Annotated in this window: 20 protein-coding genes; 3 read left to right on the top strand and 17 right to left on the bottom strand. The window is 75.2% G+C overall.

Going from position 1 to position 21,990, the window contains the following annotated elements; all coding sequences use genetic code 11:
• From FHL79_RS21800 to FHL79_RS25260, 16 genes are all read right to left on the bottom strand, one after another.
• A partial coding sequence (locus FHL79_RS21800; RefSeq protein ID WP_218938563.1) for a hypothetical protein occupies window positions 1-884 on the bottom strand: 884 nt, incomplete at its 3' end.
• Entirely contained in the window at window positions 881-3,115 is a 2,235-nt protein-coding gene (locus FHL79_RS21795; protein WP_138760658.1) for a phage tail protein, read from the bottom strand. The genes FHL79_RS21795 and FHL79_RS21800, both read right to left, overlap by 4 nt.
• A complete protein-coding gene (locus FHL79_RS21790) occupies window positions 3,115-5,355 on the bottom strand; it encodes a putative baseplate assembly protein (protein WP_138760657.1) in 2,241 nt (746 codons plus the stop codon). The genes FHL79_RS21795 and FHL79_RS21790 overlap by 1 nt, the downstream gene beginning before the upstream one ends.
• A gap of 1 nt (window position 5,356) precedes the next feature.
• On the bottom strand, window positions 5,357-5,752 hold the full coding sequence (locus FHL79_RS25595; RefSeq protein WP_138760656.1) for a GPW/gp25 family protein: 396 nt from the start codon (window positions 5,750-5,752) through the stop codon (window positions 5,357-5,359).
• Window positions 5,749-7,446, bottom strand: coding sequence for a hypothetical protein (locus tag FHL79_RS21780; RefSeq protein ID WP_138760655.1), 1,698 nt, complete (start codon window positions 7,444-7,446; stop codon window positions 5,749-5,751). Before FHL79_RS21780 ends, FHL79_RS25595 begins: the two co-directional genes overlap by 4 nt.
• Window positions 7,443-8,114 carry a phage baseplate assembly protein V gene (locus FHL79_RS21775; RefSeq protein ID WP_138760654.1) on the bottom strand — a complete coding sequence of 224 codons (672 nt, stop codon included), beginning with the start codon at window positions 8,112-8,114 and terminating at the stop codon, window positions 7,443-7,445. The genes FHL79_RS21780 and FHL79_RS21775 overlap by 4 nt, the downstream gene beginning before the upstream one ends.
• 12 nt (window positions 8,115-8,126) lie before the next feature.
• Window positions 8,127-9,209 (bottom strand): phage late control D family protein, encoded by a 1,083-nt coding sequence (locus FHL79_RS21770; RefSeq protein WP_138760653.1) that lies wholly within the window; start codon window positions 9,207-9,209, stop codon window positions 8,127-8,129.
• On the bottom strand, window positions 9,202-9,384 hold the full coding sequence (locus FHL79_RS21765; protein ID WP_138760652.1) for a hypothetical protein: 183 nt from the start codon (window positions 9,382-9,384) through the stop codon (window positions 9,202-9,204). The genes FHL79_RS21770 and FHL79_RS21765 overlap by 8 nt, the downstream gene beginning before the upstream one ends.
• Window positions 9,381-10,688 (bottom strand): CIS tube protein, encoded by a 1,308-nt coding sequence (locus tag FHL79_RS21760; protein ID WP_138760651.1) that lies wholly within the window; start codon window positions 10,686-10,688, stop codon window positions 9,381-9,383. Before FHL79_RS21760 ends, FHL79_RS21765 begins: the two co-directional genes overlap by 4 nt.
• Window positions 10,688-11,197: a phage tail protein gene (locus tag FHL79_RS21755; RefSeq protein WP_138760650.1), complete on the bottom strand. Its 510-nt coding sequence runs from the start codon at window positions 11,195-11,197 to the stop codon at window positions 10,688-10,690. The genes FHL79_RS21760 and FHL79_RS21755 overlap by 1 nt, the downstream gene beginning before the upstream one ends.
• Window positions 11,194-13,248: a phage tail sheath C-terminal domain-containing protein gene (locus FHL79_RS21750; protein ID WP_138760649.1), complete on the bottom strand. Its 2,055-nt coding sequence runs from the start codon at window positions 13,246-13,248 to the stop codon at window positions 11,194-11,196. Before FHL79_RS21750 ends, FHL79_RS21755 begins: the two co-directional genes overlap by 4 nt.
• Window positions 13,248-13,703: a phage tail protein gene (locus FHL79_RS21745; protein ID WP_138760648.1), complete on the bottom strand. Its 456-nt coding sequence runs from the start codon at window positions 13,701-13,703 to the stop codon at window positions 13,248-13,250. The genes FHL79_RS21750 and FHL79_RS21745 overlap by 1 nt, the downstream gene beginning before the upstream one ends.
• Window positions 13,704-13,726: 23 nt before the next feature.
• Complete coding sequence (locus FHL79_RS21740) at window positions 13,727-15,568, bottom strand: phage tail sheath family protein (RefSeq protein WP_138760647.1); 1,842 nt, start codon at window positions 15,566-15,568, stop codon at window positions 13,727-13,729.
• 26 nt (window positions 15,569-15,594) lie between these two features.
• On the bottom strand, window positions 15,595-16,470 hold the full coding sequence (locus tag FHL79_RS21735; RefSeq protein WP_138760646.1) for a hypothetical protein: 876 nt from the start codon (window positions 16,468-16,470) through the stop codon (window positions 15,595-15,597).
• Entirely contained in the window at window positions 16,467-17,054 is a 588-nt protein-coding gene (locus FHL79_RS21730) for a Pvc16 family protein (protein WP_138760645.1), read from the bottom strand. Before FHL79_RS21730 ends, FHL79_RS21735 begins: the two co-directional genes overlap by 4 nt.
• Before the next feature lie 55 nt (window positions 17,055-17,109).
• Complete coding sequence (locus FHL79_RS25260; protein ID WP_171058287.1) at window positions 17,110-17,685, bottom strand: copper chaperone; 576 nt, start codon at window positions 17,683-17,685, stop codon at window positions 17,110-17,112.
• A gap of 85 nt (window positions 17,686-17,770) precedes the next feature.
• On the opposite strand from FHL79_RS25260, the gene FHL79_RS25255 reads away from it, so the two are divergent.
• From FHL79_RS25255 to FHL79_RS21715, 3 genes are all read left to right on the top strand, one after another.
• Window positions 17,771-18,364: a hypothetical protein gene (locus FHL79_RS25255; RefSeq protein WP_171058286.1), complete on the top strand. Its 594-nt coding sequence runs from the start codon at window positions 17,771-17,773 to the stop codon at window positions 18,362-18,364.
• 63 nt (window positions 18,365-18,427) lie between these two features.
• Window positions 18,428-18,958: a GAF domain-containing protein gene (locus FHL79_RS21720; protein WP_138760643.1), complete on the top strand. Its 531-nt coding sequence runs from the start codon at window positions 18,428-18,430 to the stop codon at window positions 18,956-18,958.
• A gap of 35 nt (window positions 18,959-18,993) precedes the next feature.
• A complete protein-coding gene (locus FHL79_RS21715) occupies window positions 18,994-19,533 on the top strand; it encodes a TIR domain-containing protein (protein ID WP_138760642.1) in 540 nt (179 codons plus the stop codon).
• 52 nt (window positions 19,534-19,585) lie between these two features.
• Here the strand turns inward: FHL79_RS21715 and FHL79_RS21710 are convergent, their stop codons facing one another.
• Window positions 19,586-21,940 carry a CHAT domain-containing protein gene (locus FHL79_RS21710; protein ID WP_171058285.1) on the bottom strand — a complete coding sequence of 785 codons (2,355 nt, stop codon included), beginning with the start codon at window positions 21,938-21,940 and terminating at the stop codon, window positions 19,586-19,588.
• Between the last annotated feature and the right edge of the window lie 50 nt (window positions 21,941-21,990).

Here is a 21,990-nt window from a genome sequence, read left to right as displayed (position 1 = left end):
CGGCGGGACGGGGGCGGGGCGATCAGGTCGGCGACCAGCGCGGCGCCCACCGGAGCCGCGGCCAGGGCCGGCTCCGCCTCCAGCACCGCGGCCGCCCACAGTGCCCCCCGGGCGCGCGCCGACAGCGGCAGTGCGGCCGCGCACAGGGCACGGGCGATGACCGAGCGGCGGAGCACCGTCGACGGCAGCTCCCCGCCGACGCCGTCCGGGCCACGTGCCGTGCCGCTGCCCTCGGCGGGGGTCGCGGCCGAGGCCGCGGCCGGCCGGACGACGTCCGGGAGGTCCTCGGCCCGCCCACCGGCGGCCTGCCACGCCGTGTGGACGAGCGCGACCAGCAGCTCGTCCCCGGCCGTGGCGCAGAGGTGGGCCAGCTCCCCGGCCGACGTCACGGCCACCAGCAGCCCCACCACGGCGGCCGGCTCCTCCCGGCCGAGCTCCACCAGCGCGGCGCCCAGGACGGCGGCCGGATCGGCCGGGTTGACGTCGCGCGGCCAGAGGTCGAGGAGCTGCCAGGCCCACGCACGGGCGCGGTCGTGCCGCAGGACCGAGGTGACCAGGTCGTGCCGGGCCTGGGTGCGGCTGCGGTAGCGCACCACCTCGGGCCCACCGCCGGACACGGCGTCGGCGACCGCACGCTCGACGACCCGGGCCCAGCCGGCCACCAGCTGGTCGTCTGCGGCGTCCCACGGCATGCGGTGCCGGGGCAGGCGCACCCGGCGGACGCAGACCTGCACGTCCCGGTCGGTCGGCGGACCGAGGCCGTCGGGCAGTCCGCCGTCGGCCAGTGCGCCGGCCAGGCGGTCCAGGCGGGCCCGTTCGGTGGGTTCGGCATCGGCGTCCGGGTGCCAGGTGACCGCCAGCCGCCCGACGGTGTCGGCGTTCACGTGTCCACCACCGTCGCGTCGCCCAGCCGGGTGCCGCCAGCCCGGATCCCGGCCCGGCCGCGTCCGACCACGCCGTCCCCGCCGAGGGCGCCGTCCCGGCCGACACGCAGCGGCCGCACGCCCGATCCCGGGCCGACGATGGTCGACAGCTCCAGGTGCAGCCCGATGCCCACCCGCATCCCGGAACCGACGGTGCAGATGTCGACGATTGTGTGCGCGGGACGCTCCAGGTCGAGCAGGTCCCGGACGACGACGAGCTCCTCGTCGGCGACCTCGCGGGTGATCAGCACGCTGAACCGGTGGGCTGCGGCACGGAAGGGGTCCGCCGGGCGGTCCTCGGCCGGCCCATCCACCGCCGTCGCGGCGCCACCGACCCGCGACCCGCCACCGACCACCGCGGTCGGCTCCGACGCCCCCTCGCCGCCGCCGACCCGCCCCCCGGCGGCGCGGAGCCGGAAGCCCTCCAGCACGACCACGGGGGCGCCCAGGTAGATCTCCAGCAGCCGGCGGAGACCGCCGGGCGTGCCGCGGCGGTGGAACAGCCAGCCCGCCTCGGCCAGGACCGTCCGGCGCGCCCGCTCGGTCCAGCGGGCGTCGAGGGTGAGGCCGACCAGGGACGCGAGCCAGTCCAGCAGCTCGGGTGGGGCGCTCCACGGGTCCAGCAGCAGGTCCCGGCGCACCGAGCGGCTCTCCATGTCGGTCAGCTGACCGTCCAGGAGCGCGAGGTACCGGCGCAGGAACCCCGTGGCGACCGGGTCCCGGCGGTAGGCGCCCGGCAGCTTCTCCACGAGTCCGTGGCCGGGGAACTCCGCGCGGACGGCCCGCACCCGCGGCGTGGTGCACCCCGGCCCGGTGAGCTGCAGCCGCAGCCACAGGTAGCGCCCGGGTGGAGCGGCCACCGGGGCCTCGTAGACGGCATACCGGTCCCCGGGTGGGAGCGGGGACCACGCCAGCTCGCGGCCGGTCTCCCGGCGGTGCAGCGGGAGCAGCTGCGCCAGCCCGGCCGGCGGCGGGTCGACGAGCTCGTCGTCGGTGGCGGCGCCGAGCAGCAGCCGCGTGTCCGGCGGCACGCAGGCCTCGACGAACACGCGCCCCCACTGCTGACCGTGACCGCGGCTGTCCAGCGGCCGGGTGTCGACGGTGCCCGAGGAGGAGTAGCGGACCCGCTCCGCGACGGCAGCCCGGAACGCGGTGCCGGTCCAGTACCCGACCCGTCCGTCGGGCGTGCGCGCCAGGCCCCGGCCGTCGTACCCGCGGGCGAGCAGCGGCACCGCCGGGACGGGCGCGTCACCGCCCACGTTCCAGGTGAGCAGCCCGGAGCCCGGCGGGCCTGCGACGACCAGCCGCCCGTCCCCGTCGAACTCCAGGTCGGTGCCGCCCGGCACGTGCAGCGGCGACGGTGACCGGGACGACCCGACGGCGACGACCCACGCGTCCGGGCCGTCGCGCAGCAGCAGCCACGGGGTGCCGTCAGGGGCGACGGCCAGCCGGGCCGGCCGCGCCCCGGCCGGCACCCCGGCGAGCGCGCCCGCCGGCAGGGCCTGCTCCACGACGGCCGACAGCACCGTCAGCCGCACCAGCGGTCGGGCGCGCGAGGCGGTCAGCACCAGCACCGAGGCGTCGCGCCGGCCGGTCGCGTCGACCGCGAGGTCCAGAGGCGTCGACGCGAAGCCGACGGTGCGCACCAGGTGCCCGTCGGCCAGGTCGAGCACCTGGACGGTGCCGCCGGCGCCGTCCAGGACGAAGAGGTGCTCGTCGCGGTCCGCGGCCAGCGCCCACGCCCGCAGCGGACGCCGGGGGTCGCCGCCCACCGGGACGAAGCCCACTCCCCCGGGCGCCGGCACCGAGACCGGCGGCGGACCGGCCAGCAGGTCGACCGGTTCCCCCCGGGCCGGCCACGGCAACCGCTGGACCTGGCCACGCTCGGGCACGCCGTGGAACAGGCACCCGCGCTGGTCGAACCCGAGCCCGGCCGGCTCGACCGGCGGGGCAGGCTCGAGCTCGACGGCGGAGCCGGGCGCGCACGCGTGGTCCGGCCGCGTCTCCCGTCCGCCGGGCAGAGGCCAGGGTGGCGGTGGCGCGGCCGGCCGGGGCTCGAGCAGCACCTCCGCCGTCCGGACGTCGACGACGGTGCCCCGGTGCGCGCACCGGTCCCAGTCACGGCCCACCACGGGTGCGGTGCGCCGCACGGCGGCCCGGTCCGATGACGGGCTGGACGGGATCGCGGTCATCAGCACTCGTCCCTCGGCACCGGGACAGGCACCGGCACCCGGGCCGGCGCGGTCGGGGACGCAGGCGGCAGCGGACCCGGTCCGCCGCCACCGGCCGGCGGTGGGGTGCCCAGGACCACGGTCAACTCCCGCAGCTCGGGGACCTCCCAGCCGGCCAGCACCACCGTGCCCGGGACCGGGACGGCCCCGGACAGGTCGGCGACGAGCAGCTCCTCGATGAACTCCACACCCTCCACCTGGAGCACCGCCGCCTCCAGCTCGGGGCCGTGCACGCGGCGCCCCAGCGGCCAGCCGCGGCCCTCCGGTCCGAACGGCGGCAGTGGCGAGAGGTACTGGCGCACCACCAGCTCGACCCAGCGGCGCACCCCGATCTCGCTGTAGCCGCGGTGCACCGCCAGCCCCACCGACACCGCCACCGGGTGGTAGGTGGGCGGCACCACGTACAGCTCGGTGGTGACCAGGCGCCGCTCGTCGAGCCGGGAGCACACCGCGCGCAGCAGGGTCGCGTCGGCGGAGGGCGCGTCCGGGTGCTGCGGGTCCTCGCTGGGCCAGACGACGACGGTGACGACGCCGGCCGCGTCGGTGCTCCGGGTGGGCGGGTGGAAGCGCGGCAGGCACTCGGCGCGGCCGACGCCCGGCACGGTCGCCAGCTCACGGAAGTCCGCCGGCACCACCGCACGGTCGTGCCGGCTCAGCTCCCCGGGGATCCGCTCCAGCGCCCGGGTGAGGGTCTCGGCCTCCTCCCCACCGGCAGTGGGCAGCGGGTTGGTGACCGTGACGCCGGGGACATCGACGAGCCGGTCGACGGCCGCGGCGGTGACGTTGCCCTGCCGGCCACCGCCGTGCCGGTAGCCCACCGCGCGCACCGGCGCGCCGGCCGGCAGCACCCGGCCGCGGACGCTGTCCCCGCACTCCAGCCGCCCGGCGCCCGGGTCCAGCAGCAGCGCCCGGTCGCCCGGCGAGCTCGCCGTGAGCGACTCGACCACGTCCCAGGGGATCCACTGGTCGCCGTCCTCGCAGACCTCGACGCGCAGCGAGCCGGGGACGACCGGGGTGCTGGCCAGGACCAGCTCCTGATGGCTGATCCCCTGGCCGGTACCCACCAGCTCCGCCGGTGCCTCGGCGACCTGCTCGATCTCCGCCGCGTTGACCCCGACCCACCGCAGGCCGCCGACCTCCGGGACGCCCTGGCGGGGGAAGGCCCGGAGCCAGAACAGCACCGGCGGCCGGCCGGCGAGGACCGGCGGGGCGTCGCCCACCCCTGCCATGTCCGGGTCGTCCAGCTCGGTCACCCCGACCTCGGCGAGCCGAGTGGGGGGCAGTTGCAGGCCGACGACGCCACTGCGCCGCAGACCGTCGGTGGTGTCCCGGACGACGCCGACCGGCAGGTGGGCGCCGGTGACCGACGACACCTGCCAGACGAGGCTCGAGTCGACCCTGTCCGCCGTACCGCCGGGACGCTCGGCGCGCGGCGCCAGCCCGGCGACGCCGGGGTCCGGATCCACGCCGGGACACGGGTCGACGTCGTCGATCGTGGGCCGCTCGTCTGCGGTGCCGAAGCCGAGCACCAGTGGCCTGCGCGCCAGCGGCCGGTCCGGGCCGAGCAAGGCACGGAGCTGGTCCTCGACGGTGCCGGGTGCGCCCTCCGGCGCGTGCACGGCGAGCCACAGGCAGCGGTCCACCGCCGAGCTGACGTCCAACAGCTCCCGCCCGGCGGCCGTGGGGGCGGGGCGGAGCACCAGCTCCTCGTAGGGGCGGGCGGTGTCCTCGTCCAGGCCGGCGGCGTCCAGCACCCGGTGGAACTCGTCGGTGAGGACGGGATCGGTGGGGAACGCCGCGATCCCCTTGACCACGGCGGTCACCGTCACCGGCAGCACGGTCACGTCGTTGCCGACCCGGAAGGGCACCGACCCGGCCGTGACCACCGAGCCCTGCGGCACCTCGGCCGGCTCCTCCCCGCCCCGGTCCGCGGTGAACGTGACCAGACCGGTGGCCCGCCGGGGCGGGTACGGCGGCACCTGCAGCAGCCGGAGCAACCACAGCCGGGTCTGGTCCGGGATCTGGTTGAACCGGAACAGCAGGGTCTCCCCGAGGTGGGCGACCAGCTCCAGCAGCGTGATGCCGGGGTCGCTGGGCCCCAGGTCGCTCCACTCCGGGGTGTAGACCGGGATGCGCGCGCGCAGCTCGGCCAGCAGCTGGTCGTAGTCGCGGTCGTCGAGGACCGGGAAGGGCACGGTCACATCACCCTCCCGCGAGGGTCAGCGGCACCTGCAGACCGTCGGGGGTCTGGGTGCGGAGGTGGGTGTAGCTGATGGTGACCAGCACGGTGGCCGGGTCCTCGGACGGCACCACGTCGACCGCACCGAGGTCGATCCGCGGCTCCCAGGTGCGCAGCGCGGCGTCGACGTCCCGGGCGATGGCCGCGCGCGTCGTCGGGTTGTTCGGCTCCATGAGGTGACGCCGCAGCGGGCAGCCGAACTCCGGTCGCATCACCCGCTCGCCCGGCTCGGTGAGCAGGATGAGCAGGACGGACTGGCGGACCAGCGCCGGCCCGGACGCGAAGGCCAGCCCGCCCGTGAGGTCGGGAGCGGGCGGGAACGCCCATCCTCGCCCGAGCCGGTCGGCAGCTGTGGTCACGGCTGCACCACCTCCGCGCGGGTGACCTGCCGGGCGAAGGGCCGGGGAGTGTCCGGTGGCGGCGTCTGGGCGAGGGCACCCCGGGCGATCGCGGCCAGGGACCGCTCGTCCAGGGTGTCCGGCGCGGGCAGCGAGACGGCGTTCGCCAGCTCGACGTCCAGCCGCTTGCCGCCGGGCCGGGAGCCGGCGAGCAGCGCCGCGAGCGCCGCCTTGAAGGTCGGGCGGGCGACCACCGAGGCGGCCACGCCGGCGTCGATGTCCAGCCCGCCGCCGAGCGCCTCGAAGTCGGCGAGCAGACCGCCACCGATCTCCGCGTCCGGCGGGAGGCAGAAGCGCAGCATCAGCAGAAACCACAGCTGGAAGACGAAGATGACGATCGGCAGGAACAGCTGCAGCACGAAGAACGCCACGATGGTGATCAGCGGGATCGCGAACGAGCAGATCTGGGCGCCGCTGTTGCCCATCGCCGAGGGCGACCTGCTGGCCGTCAGGTCGTCGGTGGTGAAGGCCAGCTCGGAACGCGGCGGAGAGCTGAACCGCACGCCACCGGCGCCGCCCGGCCCCAGCCGCAGTGCGTCGGCCTGCAGCTGGCGCAGGTCCGGCAGCTGCACCGTGACCGGCCGGTTGGCGGTGCCCTCGAGGTCGAAGTGGCCCGCCAGCCGGTAGTGCTCGGTGGGCTCGGACCAGGTGACCGGGCAGCTGCAGTGGGCCCCATCCTGCGGGCACTCGGCTCGGTGCCGGCGGCAGAAGCAGCGGATCTCGTACTCCTGCTGGTCGTCGAACCGGGCCGCCCCAGTGGTGTCGACGTCGGCGGACCCGGTGGGCACCACGCCGAAGTAGAGCGTCTCGCCCGCGGCGGGGTGGTCCGGCCGGGTGCGGTCGGGCACCAGCGCGGTCAGCGGGAAGGCCGCCTCGGTCACCTCGGCCGGCATCTCCTCCACTGGCTGCCAGCACCCGACGCCGGTCAACGGGGTCCGCGCACCGGAGCCCTCGGACATCGGGACCGGCGCCCCGCCGCCGTCCACCCCGACGGGCACCCAGCCGTGCAACTCGCGGATCGGGCCCGACGCGCGCGCTGCGGTGGCGTGCGCCCGGACCGCCTGGAGCGCCGCAGCCTCGGTGCCGCTCAGCGCCGCCAACCGGCGCTCGAGCGCGACCCGCCGCAGCGGGCCCGCCGTCCGCAGCCGCTGCTCGACCCCCTGGCGCTTGCGCTGAACGGCGGCCCACTCCCGCAGGGCCCGGGCCGCCGGCCCGCCGGGACCCCCCGGGATGTCCCCCTTCCGCCGGCGGACGACGAAGCCGGCCTGGCAGACGTCGTCGCGCCGGGCGCGCGGGAAGCCGGCCGTGTCGCAGTGCAGGGAGCACACGACGAGGTAGTGCCGATGGTGCGAGGCGAGGTAGAGCTTGCGCGTGCCGCCGGTGACCACTCGGGTGGGCAGCGCCCCCGGCCCGCTCGCCGTCACCGTGGCGACCCGGTCGGTGTCGTCGCGGAGGTCCAGCCGGCGCTGGGGGTCGTCGAGGAAGACGTTGACCAGGTCCGGGCCGTCGTACTTCTGCAGCACCGGCGCGCTGACCCGCACCGCGCGCCGGACCTCCGCCGGTCCGGGAGCCGGCTCGCCGTCGAGCAGCGGCCAGTGCCACCAGGGCGCCACGATCCGCCATTCGTGCCCGACCCGGGTCTCCACCGCGGTCACCAGACGTTCCCCGCGCCTGGTGTGTAGCTGGGCGAGACGACGCCCACCGAGGCCACCAGGTTGGTGCAGGAGACCATCCCGTCGAACACCGCCGTGGCCGCGTGCACGTTGAGCGCGCACGCGGTCACCTCGACCGTGGCGTTGGCCCGCAGCGAGATCTGGCCGCTCGCGCTAAGGGTCACCGTCGAGCCGTCGGCATGGGTGACCTGCAGGGTCCGGGCACCGTCGTCCAGCACGACCCGGTGCCCGTCCCGGCTTGAGAGGGTGACCTTCGGCGCGACCGCGCTGTCGTCGAACTCCAGCACCGCTCCGGAGCGGGACTTCAGCACCCGCTTGTCGTTGGGCCGGGTGGGCGTCACCGGCATCATCTCCCGCCCGTTCCAGCAGGAGCCGACGACGTAGGGCCGGCCGAGGTCCCCGGCCTCGAACCCGACGACGACCTGGGTGCCGACGGCCGGCAGCGCGACGAACCCCTGGTCGTCGTCGGCGTACGGGGTCAGCAGGGTGGCCCAGGCCCGGACGTCGGACCCGCCGTCGCCCAGCCACGGGAACCGGACCTCGACCCGGGCCAGGCGGTCGGGGTCGACGATGTCGGTGACCAGCGCCGGGTAGAGCCCGAAGAAGCTCGAACCCGTCCAGTGTGGAGGGTGTCCTGTGCCGTCGATCATGTCGTCCTCCGGTCAGCGGGTGTTGACGGTCGGTCGCTCGGCTGCGAACCGGGTACGCAGGCCGCGGGTCAGGTCGTAGCTGTGGTGCAGGCGGGTGACGTAGTAGCCGCCGCCGTCGAAGGGCCGCCCGCAGCGGGCCAGGGTCACCCGGCTGCCGACGACGAGCTGCGGCGTGCCGGTGGTGGTCCCCCGCAACTGCACGAACCGCCGCGACCGGCGCAGCATCTCCGCCCGGGCGACCGCCCGGGCCTCGGCCTCGACCATCGGGACGTCCCGGACGCGTCGACCGGGGAGCACCCCGAACGCCGCGCGCAGGGTCTGCGGCCCGGTGCGTCCGCCGGTGCTCTCGGCCTCCACGGTCGAGCCCGGTGCCACCGTCTCGATCGCCGAGCGGGTGGTGGCGTCGTAGCCGGAGACGTGCACGGCGGTGCACTGCTCGGAGAGGTCGGCGCGCGCGGCGACGTCGATCAGGTCGCTGCCCCGGGTGAGCGTCACCGCGGTCCCCGGGCGGCGGTCGCGGGTGGCCAGGTGCAGCACCCCGTCGCCCGCCCACACCTCCGCCTGGATCCGGCGGGCGCGCTCGCGCAGGAACGTCAGGTCGTTCTGGTTGACCTGCTGGACCAGCGCGTACGTCGGTCCGGCGGCGTCGACCTGGGGGCTGAGCCCGTGCCGGCGTGCCACGGCGGCGGCGACGTCGGCGTCGGAGGAGCGCCGGTAGGTGAAGCTGCGCTGGCTGAACCGCAGCCTCATCAGGTCGTCCTCGGCGAACACCCGGACGACGGGCACGTCGCCCTCGGTGAAGTGCACCTCCAGCGCCGAGACCGTGCCGGTGAAGACGATGCGCTCGTTGCCGGGCGGACCCAGGGAGACCTGGAGCCGCCGACCGAAGTCCAGGACGTCGCCGTCGAGGTGTTCGACGACGTCGGTGGTCGGGCGCTGACGCGGAGCCGCGGCGAGCAGGTGCGCGGTGAGCGTGCGCAGCCCCTCCACGTCCTCCTCCACGTCGAGCCGCACCAGGTCCCGGGCGAGCTCGGGCTGCCGCCGGCCGGCGACGGTCAGCACCGGCGCTGCCGAGGCGAACACCGGGTCAGCCATCGAAGCCACCCCCGGCGGTGCGCGCGCGGTCGTGCAGGTGCTCCTCGGCGAGCTCGCGGTGCCGCTGCTGCTCGTCCCACGGCTTGGGCCGGGGAGCCTGCGCGGCGGCGGTGCCCGGGCTGCCCATGCCCTGCACGTCCACCTCGCTGCTCACCTCGCCCACGTGCACGGTCACGGTGAGCACCCCCAGGAGGCGGTCGTGGCCCGGAGCGCGGCGCGGGCCGACAGCGGCAGGGCACGCCAGCCCGGCACGGTCGGGTCGTCGGTCTCCGGCGGGCGGCCGCCGGCACCGGCGACCGGGTGGTCCCGCTCCGGCCCGGGGTCGCCGGAGGGGCGTCGTCCGGTCCCGGCGGTGACCAGACCGGGCTGCGCGGCCTGCCCGGCGGCGACCCGGGGCCGGAGCGGGACGCCGAAGCCGTACGCCAGCGACCGTGGGTCGGCGCTCGGCCGGGCCGTCACCGCTGCTCCCGGAGCGGACAGGGCGGTGGGCGCGGCCGGCGCGGCCGGGTCCGGGCCGGCGGAGAACCCCGCCCGGGTGGCGCCCGCCGCCGCGCCCGCGTTGGCCGCGGCCGTCCGGTCCAGGACGGCGGTGAGCCCGCCGGCCGCAGCCAGCGCCGGCCCGTCGACGGTGACCGTCGACGGCACCGCAGCCGTCGGTGCACCGGCCGGCCGGCCGGGCGCCCCGGGCGGCGCGCCGGGCACGAGCCCGGCCCCGCCCGCCTGCGCGCCCAGCCCGGCGGCCGCCGACAGCGACGCGGCGAAGTCGACCTGCAGTCCGGCGGCCAGCCGCAGCGGGTCGGTGATGCCCTGCAGGCCCTTCCACGCCCGGGGGTCCAGGCCCATCCGGCCGGCGAAGTCCGGCGCGCTCTCCCCCGCCAGGGCCGTGCCGGTGCGGTCCGGCGGCGGGCCGGGCGGCCGTGCCCCGCTGCCCGGCCCGCCGCCCGCGCCGGGCGGTCCCGGCGGCACCGGCGGGGTCGCGCCGGCCCCGGTGTTCGCCCCCGGCCCGACGCGCGTGGCGTCGAACTCCGGCTTCTGCTCCTTGATCGTGACCGCGCACTTGGCCCGCAGCGGGACCCCGTTGGCGGCGAAGAAGTCGAAGTCCTGGTTCAGGGCGGTCATCACGCCGACCACCGAGAAGGACCCGTAGGTGAACTGGAGCCGAGGCGGGACGGCCTTGGCGTGCTTCATCGCCGGCAGCACGAAGCGCTCCAGCTGGCGGGTGCGGGTGCGCACGTCCACCGGCGCGTCGGACGTGCCTTCGTCGGCGGTGTCGAAGACCAGGTCGAACGACAGCGTCGACGTCGAGCCCTGGTACTGGACCTTCTGCCGGCCGGTGTCCTTGCCGAAGTCCACCGTGCTGGCCATCTGCAGCCGCAGGGTCGCCGGGTTCACCTGCACCTCGACCGGCTCCCCCACCGGGGTGGGCGGTGCGCCGGCCGCGGTCGTCACCTCCTCGATGCGCGCCTTCACGAACTCCATCAGGACACCTCCAGGCGGAGGCCCTCGTGGGCGATCTGCAGTTCCTCGACGGCGACCTCCCCGGTCCGCGCGTTGAGCTGTGGGCCGATCACCTTGACCGGGAGGCCGCGGGCGAAGGTCCAGGTGGCGACGGCCTCGCGGTCCTCGTCCAGCACCTCGACGGTGCCGTCGTAGCGCCGCAGCGGGCGCACCCCGTCGACGACGTCCTGGAACCACCGCCACAGCGCGGTGTCCACGGTGCCCCCGGCCGGGTGGAACATGCCCCGGCGCAGGACGATGCGCGCCACCTTCGCCCGGCCGGCGCGCTGGATGACGCCGTTGTTGCGACCCCCCTCGACGTACTCGCCGATGTCCATCTCCAGGTCCAGTCCTGAGCACTCCTGGAAGGCGCCGTTGCCCAGCGGCGGGCCCGCGGCCGGAGCCGGGCGGCTGCCGGGCGCGGGCGGGACCGGCGGGGACGGCGACAGGGTGACGCGGAACCGGAAGGTGCGCGCGAACAGCTCACTCACCGCGCACCCCCCACGGCCGTGACCCGGGCCGCGCCGACGTCGAGACCGGCCTCGATGGCCCCCTCGGCGTCCAGGACGACGCGCACGACGACGAACTCCATGGGCTCCGCAGGTGCCACGCCCACCTGCACCACGAGCCGGCCCGGACCCTCCTCGTCCGGCCGGCCGACGAGCAGGAACCAGGACTCCTCCGGCGTCGCACCCGCGAAGGCGCCGTCGTCGGCCAGGTCGCGGAGCACCTGCTCCAGGTGGCGGCGCAGCCCCGCCCGGAGCGCGCCGCCGCCGGGCTCGAAGACCGTCCAGGCCAGCTGGCGGCGCAGCACCCGGACGAGCATCAGCAGCAGCCGGCGGACGGTGAGCTGGCGCAGGGCCGGGTCGCCGGAGAGGGTCCGGGCGCCGGTCAGCCACACGCCGTCCGGCCGGAGGCGGAAGACGTCGACACCCAGCCGGTGCAGCTCGGCGTGCGCGGCGTCGTCGACCAGGTCGGCGAGGTCGACCACGCCGACGGCGCGTTCGTTCCCCGGTCCCCGGCTGATCCCGTCCCGCAGCTCGCAGCGGGCGATGACCCCCGCGGCGACCGCGGAGGGCGGGACGTCGACGAGCGGGCCCCCGGGCACGGGGCCGGGGGCCCGCAGCCAGGGGTGGTACGCCGCGGCGCAGGACGAGTCGAACCAGGACCGCCAGCGCAGCACCTGGGCGGTCCGCAGGCCGGGAGGGACGTCGAGCAGCGCCACCACCTGCGTCCGCTCGGCCACCTCGACCAGGCGGCGCTGCCGGGTGACCACCTGCTGCAGCTGGTCGGGGTCGGTGACGTCGAGGACCAGGAGCTCCAGCGGCCGGGCGGCGCCGGCGGCCAGCCGGGTGCCAGTGGGCGCCGGACGGCACGAGCGGAAGGCCGGGGAGCCGGCACCCACCTCGATCGACGTCGCGGTCACGTGCACCGGCAGGGCGTAGAGGTCCGGGACGACGAGCGTGGCGACCTCCGGCACGCCGGCCAGCACCTCGATGCCCTCGGTCGCCGCGGTCTCCTCCCCCGAGGCTGCGCCGAAGAGGTCCTGCTCGGTGACCAGGTGCCACCGGTCCTCCCCGCAGCACTCCGGCGACCCGGCCGCGAGTGCGGGCAGGTCGACCGGGACCGACACGTCACCGGCACCGGCAGCGCCGTCGTCGTCCACCGGCGCCAGGAGCCGGGACTCCCGCAGCAGCACCGCGTGCAGCGAGCGGGGGTGGGCGGTCCGCAGCCCGAGCCCGGGGAATCCCTCGGCCCGCGGCCGCTCCGGATCGTGGTCGACGACGGTCAGCTCCCCCTCGACCAGCTCGACGACCGGCTGCTCCCCCAGCGGGCCCGGCGCCGGTGGCACGCGGTCGAGCCGGGCCACCAGGTCGCTGCCGACCGCGTCTGGCCGACCGACCCGCACCAGTTCCGTCACGGTGCAGAGCACGGCGTCGGGTGTGGCGTCGTCCCCCGGTGCGCGACCGGCGGGCCGGATCCGCAGCAGGCTCCCGACCGGCACGACCGCCCCCGGCTGCAGGAGGAGGCCGGGGCCGGCGGTGTCCGGTCCCCGCCCGAGGGGGCGCACGCTCGCGGCGAGCACCCGGGTGACGAAGCGCAGCTGGACGGTCAGCCGGTCACCCCAGCTGCCCTCGTTGCGGGCGCGCAGCAGCAGGCCGTTGGGCAGCCGGTACCGAGCACACCCGGGCGGCTCGGCGACCGGCGGGCCGCCCGGCCGGTGCACGATGCGCAGCACGTAGGCCCGCCGGCCGCCCTGGCCGAAGTAGGCGGCCACGGCGTGCGGGAGCAGCCCCGGCCCGGAGAAGCCGCCGAAGGCCTCCAGGTAGGCGTCCCAGCTGTCGACCGGGACGGCGACGGACGGCACGAAGCGCGCCCCCTCACGCAGCAGGGAGGGGTCGTCGGCCGGCTCGTAGGCCGGTCCACGGGGTGCCACGCCGACGAACGCCGCGACGTCCATCGGCTCCGTGGCCGTGCGCGGCTGCGGGACCGGGGGTGCGATGTACACACCCGGCGCACCCAGCGCGATGCCGTCGGGCATCACTGGTACTCGAGCCCCTCGTGCACGAGGTGCAGCTCCTCCATGGCCACCTCGCCGCCGCCCTTCGCGGCGAGGGTGGGGCCTATCCACTTCTTCGGCTGCGCCCGGGTCAGCACGATCTCGAGCACCGGATCGCCCGCCTCGTCGAGCAGGACGATCGTGACCGAGCGCGGCTGGTACTGCCCCTCCCGCACGGCCTTGATCCAGGCGAAGATCTCGGTGGACCCGATCAGGCCCCGCTTGAGGGTGACCTCGTCCAGCTTGAAGGTGTTGGGCACCTTGCGGACGGTGTTGGTCAGGTCGGTGCCCTCGCGGTACTCGGAGTAGTTGATCTCGCTGCCGAGCCCGGAGACGTCGGAGAAGCCGCCCCGGATCGGGCCACCGCCGGTGACCGGCCCGAACTCGACGTTGAACTTGAACGCGCCGTACGGGTTGTCGCGCAGGATCGCGGGCATGAGCTGGTCCTCTCCGGTGTCGATCAGCCGCGGGCGTCGGCGGTGAACTGGCCGATGCGGAAGATGACGAACTCAGCCGGCTTCACCGGCGCGACGCCGATGAGGCAGATGAGCCGGCCGTTGTCCAGGTCGTTCTGGCTCATCGTCGAGCGGTCGCAGCGCACGAAGTAGGCCTGCTCCGGGGTCGACCCCAGCAGTGCGCCGGTGCGCCACTGGACGTCGAGGAAGTCCTCGACGGTCCGGGTGATGTTGCGCCAGAGCGCCTCGCCGTTGGGCTCGAAGACCGCCCACTGGGTGGCCAGGTCGATCGAGTGCTCCAGGAAGATGAACAGCCGCCGCACGTTCACGTACAGCCACTCGGGGTCCGAGCTCAGGGTGCGGGCGCCCCAGACCCGGTTGCCGCGGCCGGGGAAGAACCTCAGGGCGTTGATGTTCTCCGGGTTCAGGACCTCGTTGCGGCCCTGGTTGATCGTCGACTCGAACCGGGTGAGGCCGAACACCACCTCGTTGGCCGGTGCCTTGTACACGCCCCGGCTGATGTCGTTGCGGGCGTAGATGCCGGTGACGAAGCCCGAGGGGGGCAGCAGCAGCTTCCGGGTGGGCACGCCGGCGGCGACCGGGCCGTTGGGGTCGAGCACCTCGATCCACGGGTGGTAGAGCGCGGCGTACTTGGAGTCGAAGTTGCCGCGGAACGCGCGGATCTCGTTGATCGACGCGTTCGCGGGGCCGTCGACGACCGCGATCCGGTAGCGGGTGGCCTCGGCGTGCCGGATCAGGTTCTGGGTGGCCACGAACCGTGCGTCCGGGTCCTGGATCGCCCCGGCGTCGGGGGCGGCGACGATCGCGATGTCGTCGACCTCGGCGAGGGCGGCCAGGCCGGTGGCCCGCCGGGTGGCGTCGTCCGGTGCCGCCTCCTCCCCGAGCAGGCCGTCGGGGGAGAGCGGAGCCCCGTCGTCGCCGCCGGTGAGCCGGAACGTCCGGCTCGGCTCGGCGTCACCGACCAGTCCGCGCAGCAGCCAGATGGGGCTGGCCGACGGGGCCGACCAGTCGTAGTCGAACCAGACGAGGCAGTCCTCGTCCTGCGGGTCGTCGCGGTCGAGCACCCGGTCAAGGGCCCGCCTCGCCTCGGGAGCCAGGCCCAGCCGCGGGTAGACGTCGACCCGGTCGTCGTCGACCGCGACGGTCACGGTGACCTCGATGGGCAGCAGCAGCTCGTCGATGCCGGGCGGGGCCACGTTGCCGGCGGAGTCCACGAACGTCTGGGCGCCGCGCGGCCCGCCGGGCAGTGGCTGCACGATGCGCAGCCGCGCCGGGTCGATGGGCGCCGCGGAGGTCGGCATCGAACCGGGGGGCACCACCTCCAGGACCGTGCCGGGGCCGACGCCCTTGGCCTGCGCCGTCTGGCCGGGTAGGTGGATCCCGACGTCCCCTGCCCGGGTCGCCGTCACCGTCACCGCGACGTTGCCGGCTGCTCCGGGCCACCGGGCGCGGAACCGGCCGACCGACGGGGTCGGCGAGGGCACCGCGACCGTGGCCTGGGCCACTCCGCTGCCCAGGGTGAGCGGCTCGTAGACCCGGGAGACGTACAGCCGGCGACCGCCGTTGAGGAAGTAGGCGCGGGCAGCGTGCGCGACGTAGGGCAGGCCGCCGTCGTCGTAGGGCTGCAGCGGACCGTACACGCGCTCGTACTCCGCGTAGCTGGTCACCAGCCGCGGGCCGGTCGTGCTGGGCCCGTCCTGGTGCTGCACCGGGCCGTAGTGCGTCCGGCCGCAGAAGCCGGTCGTCGACGTGGCCACCCCGGCGATGGACTTCGAGCGGTAGCTGACCTCTTCCACGAAGACGCCGGGTGCGAGGTACTCGGGCATGGTCGCCTCTCAGGTCTGTCGACGGGTCAGGGCAGCGCGAACGGGTCGGGCCGGACGACGGCCCCGCGTCGGCACGTGACGGGGCGGGTGAGGGTGACCGTGTAGCCAGGAGGTACGGCCGTCCCGGCGGTCGTCGGGTCGTCGGGCGCGAGCCGGCCGACCTGCTCGACGGGCAGGTGCCAGAGCGGGTCGGCCCGCGAGCCGGTCGGCGAGTCGACGGGCTCCTGGTCGGTCGGCCGGGGCCTGGCCCGCACGGTCACGTCCAGGTCGAGCGTGCCGGTGAGCGCGATGGCCTGCTGGCGGTCCAGCGCACCCACCAGCAGCAGGAACTCCCCGCGGTCGTCCCCGTGTGCTCGCCAGGACACCGCCGGGGCGCCGGCGATGCGGGCCTCCACGCGGGCCCACTGCACCGGGGCGCGGTCGGACGACCACACCACCCGACCGCGGACGGCCGTGGCGCCGGGGTGCACGCCGTAGGCCGCTCCGGGGAACAGCGCCGGCAGGCAGGTCCGCTCCGGTGACGGGCCCTGGTCGGCGGCCACGATGGCCGCCACGTCCGGCGCCGGCACGGAGAGCCGGCGTGGGACGTGGCGCCGGGAGCCGTCGACGATCCGCACGTCGAGCCGGGCAGGGCCGTCGGTCACCCGGGAGCCGACCAGCACCGCGAACCGTCCGGTCGGGCTGCGGCGCAGCGTCGGCAGGCCCACGGCCTCACCCGGTCGGCGCGGGTCTGCCGACGGCGGGGGCACCGGGTGCGGCCGCGGCACGGTCTCCAGGTGGACGGTGATGCCGGCCGGCGCACCCAGCGGCCCGGGCACCGGGGTGACGGCGTCGACCGGCTGGATCCCCAGCCGGAGGCGGACCAGGCGCTCGTCCCAGCCGGAGGCGAGGAACGTGTTCACCCGTCCACCCCCGTCCGGGCGCCCCGCACCGAGGTCAGCACCGGGCCGCCGGAGGTGCCGGCCGTGGAGATCACCACCACCCGGGCGATGTAGGGGATGCTCAGCCGGAACTCGCACTGCAGGCTGTCGAAGGTCCGCATGAGGTCCTCGGTGGGCATGTCCTCGAGATAGAGCTGCACCGAGTCCGTCACCGACCACTCGCCGCCGGGCTGCAGCAGGGGGCCGCTGAACCCGCCCAGCGACTCGAGTACCTGCAGCGTCCGGCCGATGATCCGGTGCTCGTGCTCGGGGTTGTCACCCCAGGCGGTCAGCAGGTAGTGAAGGTCAAGGGGCAGGCGTGCCGCGCCGTCGACCGCCCCGGCGGCCGCCCAGGCGGCCCGCAGCGTCTTGTTGAAGTCGACCCGGTAGAGGAGCACCGACAGTCCCGGCCGGGTGATCGCCGGCGCCGGGGGGTCCAGGTCGTCGGTGCTCACCAGTCGCGCACGCGTCGAGCTGCCGGCGATCGGCTGAGTCGCCGCGTAACCAGCGTTGAGTACGGCCTCGAAGCTCTTGCCGACCGCTGCGACACCACCGAAACCCGCCACGGGCAGGAGCCTGCGAGCGGGCTGTCACCTCGGCGTCACCCGTGGACCTCCCGGGTCAGGCGATGGCGAGGACGACGGCCGCGGCGAACAGGGTCGCGGCGACCGGTGTTGCGAGCCGCGGGCCAGCGCTGAGCACCTCCCCCCAGACCACCGCCGTGGCCACCACCATCACCAAGAGGGTGCCGGCCGGGACCACGAGCGGCGTTGCCATGAGCGCCCAGCAGGCCCCGGCACAGGCACGCGCATGGCCCAGCCCGGCGCGGGCGCAGGCCAGGTCCGCCCGCCACCCGTCGTTGCCGGTGACGGACAGCCGATGGCAGGCCCGCAGGGACCGCAGCTTCCGGTGCGACAGCTCCCAGGCCGCAGCACCGACCAGCGCGGCGGGCTCAGCTACCGACCCACCGGCCCCCAACAGCACGACAAGGACGTGCGCGGCGACGCCGACGGCGGTCCAGACGGCCAGGTAGGAGCCGACGAACGCCAGCTGCGCGTGGTGCCGTCGGTGCCATCGGCTGGTCAGCGCCACCGCCCGGGCCGTGGGGAGCACCGAGGGCAGCATCATGGCCGCCGCCATCAGCGCCGCGGTGCCGGCCGTCGCTGGCACCGGGGCCGGGCACGCCGTGGTGGCCATGAGCGGCGGACTTCCCCTCCGACGCCGGAGCCGTGGCGCACGCCGTCTCCTTCCACAGCGGTGACCGGGGGCCCAGGCTGATGTCATGACCGCCCCCGCTGCCGTGCTCGCCCTCGGCCACATGGTGGACCTGCCCGACCGCCCCCTACCGCGGTTCCCCTCTGCGGAGATTCCCCGGGTGGCCGCGGAGGTGCGGGCTGTCCTGGCGGACTGGGAGGTCGGTCCAGCCAGCACTGTGGTCTCCGGCGGGGCCCGCGGGGCCGATCTGATCATCGCCGAGGAGGGGCACGCCCGCGGCGCGCGGATCGTGTTGTGCCTGGCGTTTCCCCTGGAGGAGTTCGTCCGGCGGTCGGTCGACGTCCCCGGGACGGACTGGGCGGCCCGCTTCGCGCGCCTGGCCCGGCTCGCCGAGGTGCACGTGGTCGGCGACGAAGACGGCCACGGGGCCGGGGACGCGTTCGCGCGGGCGAACGACCGGATGATCGAGGCGGCCCGGTCGATCGATCCCCGTCCGCACGTGATCGCCGTGTGGGACGGCCAGTGCGGCGACGGCCCCGGTGGGACGGCCGACATGATCCGGCAGCTCGGAGTGCGGCCACCCGACCCGCGGTTCCGGCTCATCGCGCCCATCGGCCGCAGCGGCGCGCACGGTGACGCCGGGGTGACACCGCCCGGGTAGCGTCGCGTCGCCGTCGGTCTCACCGCCCGGTCCTCGAGCGGGCCACTGCACCCGGAGGCCGAGATGCCCACCACCTTCGCCGGCCAGCTCCGCAGCTTCGCCCGAGCGGTCGACATCGTCGACGACGCCACCTTCGACGGCGTGCGCAAGCTGATCGTCCGCTATGTTGAGAAGGACCTGGGGGCGCAGTACTTCGAGCTCATGCGGGAACAGACGGTCGGTGGCAGGCGCGGCCTGAGCATGTCCTGGAGCAGTCTGGACAGCGCCAACGCCTGGCCGGTGGAGACCGAACCCGGCGTCTACACGAACATGGTCACGGCGGCCTACGGCCAACGACGACCGTTGTGGGCCGTTAGCGGAGACGACTCACCGCTCGGCCAGGGGCGAGCGATCAACGACGAGTGGTCTCGGCTCGGCGATCTGCCGACGTCCTACAGCCCGATGGCGCAGAACGAGGACACGCGCACGCTGGTCGTGGTGCCGCTGCGCCGCAAGCAGCCGTTGGGCGTCTTCTACTTCGAGTCCGCCTCCACCATCGCGATCACGGACGTGGCCAAGGAGGAGCTGCGGCTGCTCGGTGGCTCTCGATCCTGATGGAGCTCTACGAGACGAACCGGACCCAGTCACGGATGACCTCGTCCGCCCTCGACGAGCTCAGGGACAGCCTGGAGTCCGCACGGTTCCCGAAGCTCACCAAGCCGCACTTCTTCGTCGCCTACTCGCACCGCGCGGACAGCAAGGTGCGGGTCGTCATCCAGCAGGTGCTGCACCAGTACGGCAAGCAGGTCGAGTTCACCGACTGGGCCAAGGTCCACGAGCCGGGGAACATCAACACCCACATCGCACGCGAGGTCGCGAGGTCGAGGTTCGGCATCTGCTACCTCTCCGAGCCGGCCGAGACGGGCGGCGGGCAGCACGCGTTCGTCGACAACCCCAACGTCGTCTTCGAGGCGGGGATGCTCCACGCCCGGACGTCGGAGATCGACGGTAACGAGGGAGAGCCCTGTGGCTGGATCCCCGTCCGCGAGGCGGGATCCCCGCCCGCGCCCTTCGACTTCGCCTCCGAGCGGATCCTCCACGTTCCGCGCTACGAGGACGGGACGCTGGACGCGGACGAGCTCCGTCAGCAGCTGGTCGACCGCATCGAGGGGCTGCTGCACCAGGCCTAAGCAGCGCAGGGGCACCGGGCCTCCCGCTGCCCGGCTCCGCCCGCACCGGGGCTCACGGGCCGACGCGTTGCAGGCGACCGGCCAGCCGGCGCAGGGGTTCCGCGATCTTGAGCCTGGCCGCGTCCGCCAGGTCGGCGAGGTCGGCCACGTGCTCGGCCGTCGAGCGCCAGTGCAGCATCTCGAACCCGCCGACGCGAACCCGCTCGTAGGAGGCCGCCAGCGCCTCGACCTCCTCCGCGAGGTCGGCGTCGATCAAGCGCCTCGTCTCCTGCGCCGCCTCCCCGTCTCCTAGGAGCCCGACCAGCCGCTCAGCCAGAGCCGACCCGGATGTCAGGAGGGCAGCGGTGAGCCGGCTGTCCGAGCTCCCCACACGACCCCAGAAGCCGTCAGCCGACCGCGGCCCCAGGACGTCGGCCGCCCAGTCGGCGACCCACGCGTCGTCGAGGAGCAACGGCTCGAGTGCGGCGGGGACGCTGTCCTCCCGCAGGGCCGCCAGCTGGAGCGCGTTGCGGAAACCGTAGAGCTCGTCCGGCTTGCCCAGGGCCGCCGCGACGTAGCACCCGATCGCCTGCTGCAGGTACGCCCCGCGCTTCTCCGGGTGGAGGATCGCCAGCCGCTTGTAGCTCCCGCTGTCGAGGGCGCGGCGTTCTGCGGTGTCCCGGCCGAGGCTGCGGAGTACGTCCATCCAGCGGTCGGCTTCGGCAGTCAGCTCCGTGACCTCGGAGCGCCGTCCCTCCGGGTCAGCACGGTGCAGGTCCAGCGCGCGCCGTGAGCTGAGGTTGCTGAGCCGCTCGACGGCGCTCAGCGGCGCGGAGCCCTCCTCGGCCCGGACCGCCTGGGCGTAGCGCTCGATCGCCCGCTCGTAGTCCCCGAGGATGGCCCAGGCCTCTGCCACCGCGGTGAGGAGCTCGCCGTCCTCCGGCCACCGGCGGCACACCTGCTCCTCGAGCGCCCGGAGAGCCCCGGCGAATCCCTGCTGGTCGGAGGCCTCGGTGCTGCGCAGACGGAGGTCTTCGAGGAGCCGGAGCGCGACCGAGCGCATCGGCACCTCGCCGAGGACCCCCGTGCGGGCGCTGTCCCGTTTGCGCCGCAGCCGGAAGGCGGGGTCGCCGTAGCATTGATAAGCAGCCCACGTGTTGTCGGAGCCTTCACCCGACTCGTAGCAGGCCATGCGCGCCTGCTTGACCGACTCCCCGTACGGCACGCCCTCGGTCAGCCGCCGGTAGAGCTCGTCAGCGAAGCGCGAGGCGACCTGGTCGTCGACCTGCCACCCGGCGACCACGACCGCCTTGACCCCGATACGCATCAGCGCGGAGGCCAGGCTCGCGGCGACCACGTGCTGGTCGACGTCATCGAGCAGGCCGGTGTCCGTCGGCGCCTCCCCGGCACGCACGCGGCCGAGGTGGCAGCAGTTGAGGAACACCAGGTCCGGTGTTGCCCGCAGATTCCGGAAGTCGTCCGCGGTCAGATAGGTCCGAGGACCGATGAGGACACCACCCGCGACGTCCCCCGAGGCACCCGCGACGTCCCCGGACTCGGGCACACGGTAGAGGCCGTGCGCTGCGATGTGGACCACCCGGTGGTCCCGGGCCCAGAACTCCCTGCGGACGGCGTTGGCGGTCGAGGAGCTGCCCACCGCCTCGGCCGGGAACTCCACGGTCGCCACGTCGATGCCCTGTCCACGCAGGAGCGCGGCGACGTCCCGCGCCTCCGAGCGGGCGCTCGGCAGCCGGGGGAGGTGCGTGGGTGGGTCGCCGATGACGAGTGCGGTGTCGGGGACGCTGCTATTCGGACGGACCAGGACGGTCTGTTCCCGCAGCTGGCGCAGCAGTCCCACCCGGCACGCCAGCGGCTCGCCCCCCGCTAGTCGGTCCCCCAGGAGTTCCCACGGCAGGTCAGCGGTCTGCTCGTCCAGCTGCAGGACGAGGTTGTCCGTGCGCGAGAGCTCCTCCTTCAGCTCGAAGGGGAGCAGCTCCTCGAACAGGACGCGCCCGAGCTCGACGCTCCGGGCCGGGTGGGCCGCGGCCTCGCGCAGCACGCCCTGGACGACGGAGCGGTCGATACGACGGGGCGTCTGCCCGGTCGCGGCCCGGTTCCTGGCGAACCGGTAGGTGAGCCGCCGCGCGTCGTCGTCACCCGACGTGACGTCCGAGGTGTCGACCGACAGGTGCTCCCAGCGACCGCTGTCGTACTCGGGGGGTTGTGTGCCCGCGCGGCGTCCCTTCCTCTCGGCCACGTCGCCGTCGAGCACGACGGCCTGGGCAGCGCCGGCCAGGGTCGATCGGGTCGCCAGCCGGTCTAGTGTCCACCTGATCCGCTCGACCTGGCTGCCGTACCGGTCGACGAACTCGAGTTCCTCCACCACCGCGCGACCGGCCCGGGCGAGTACCTCGTTGGCCCGCTGCACGCCCTGGACCCTGTCTCTTATACACATCTGACGCTGCCGACGATCGCATA

The organism is Modestobacter altitudinis, assembly GCF_005930475.1.
GTDB classification, from domain to species: Bacteria; Actinomycetota; Actinomycetes; order Mycobacteriales; family Geodermatophilaceae; genus Modestobacter; species Modestobacter altitudinis.
This window is presented reverse-complemented; position numbering and strand designations above follow the sequence as displayed.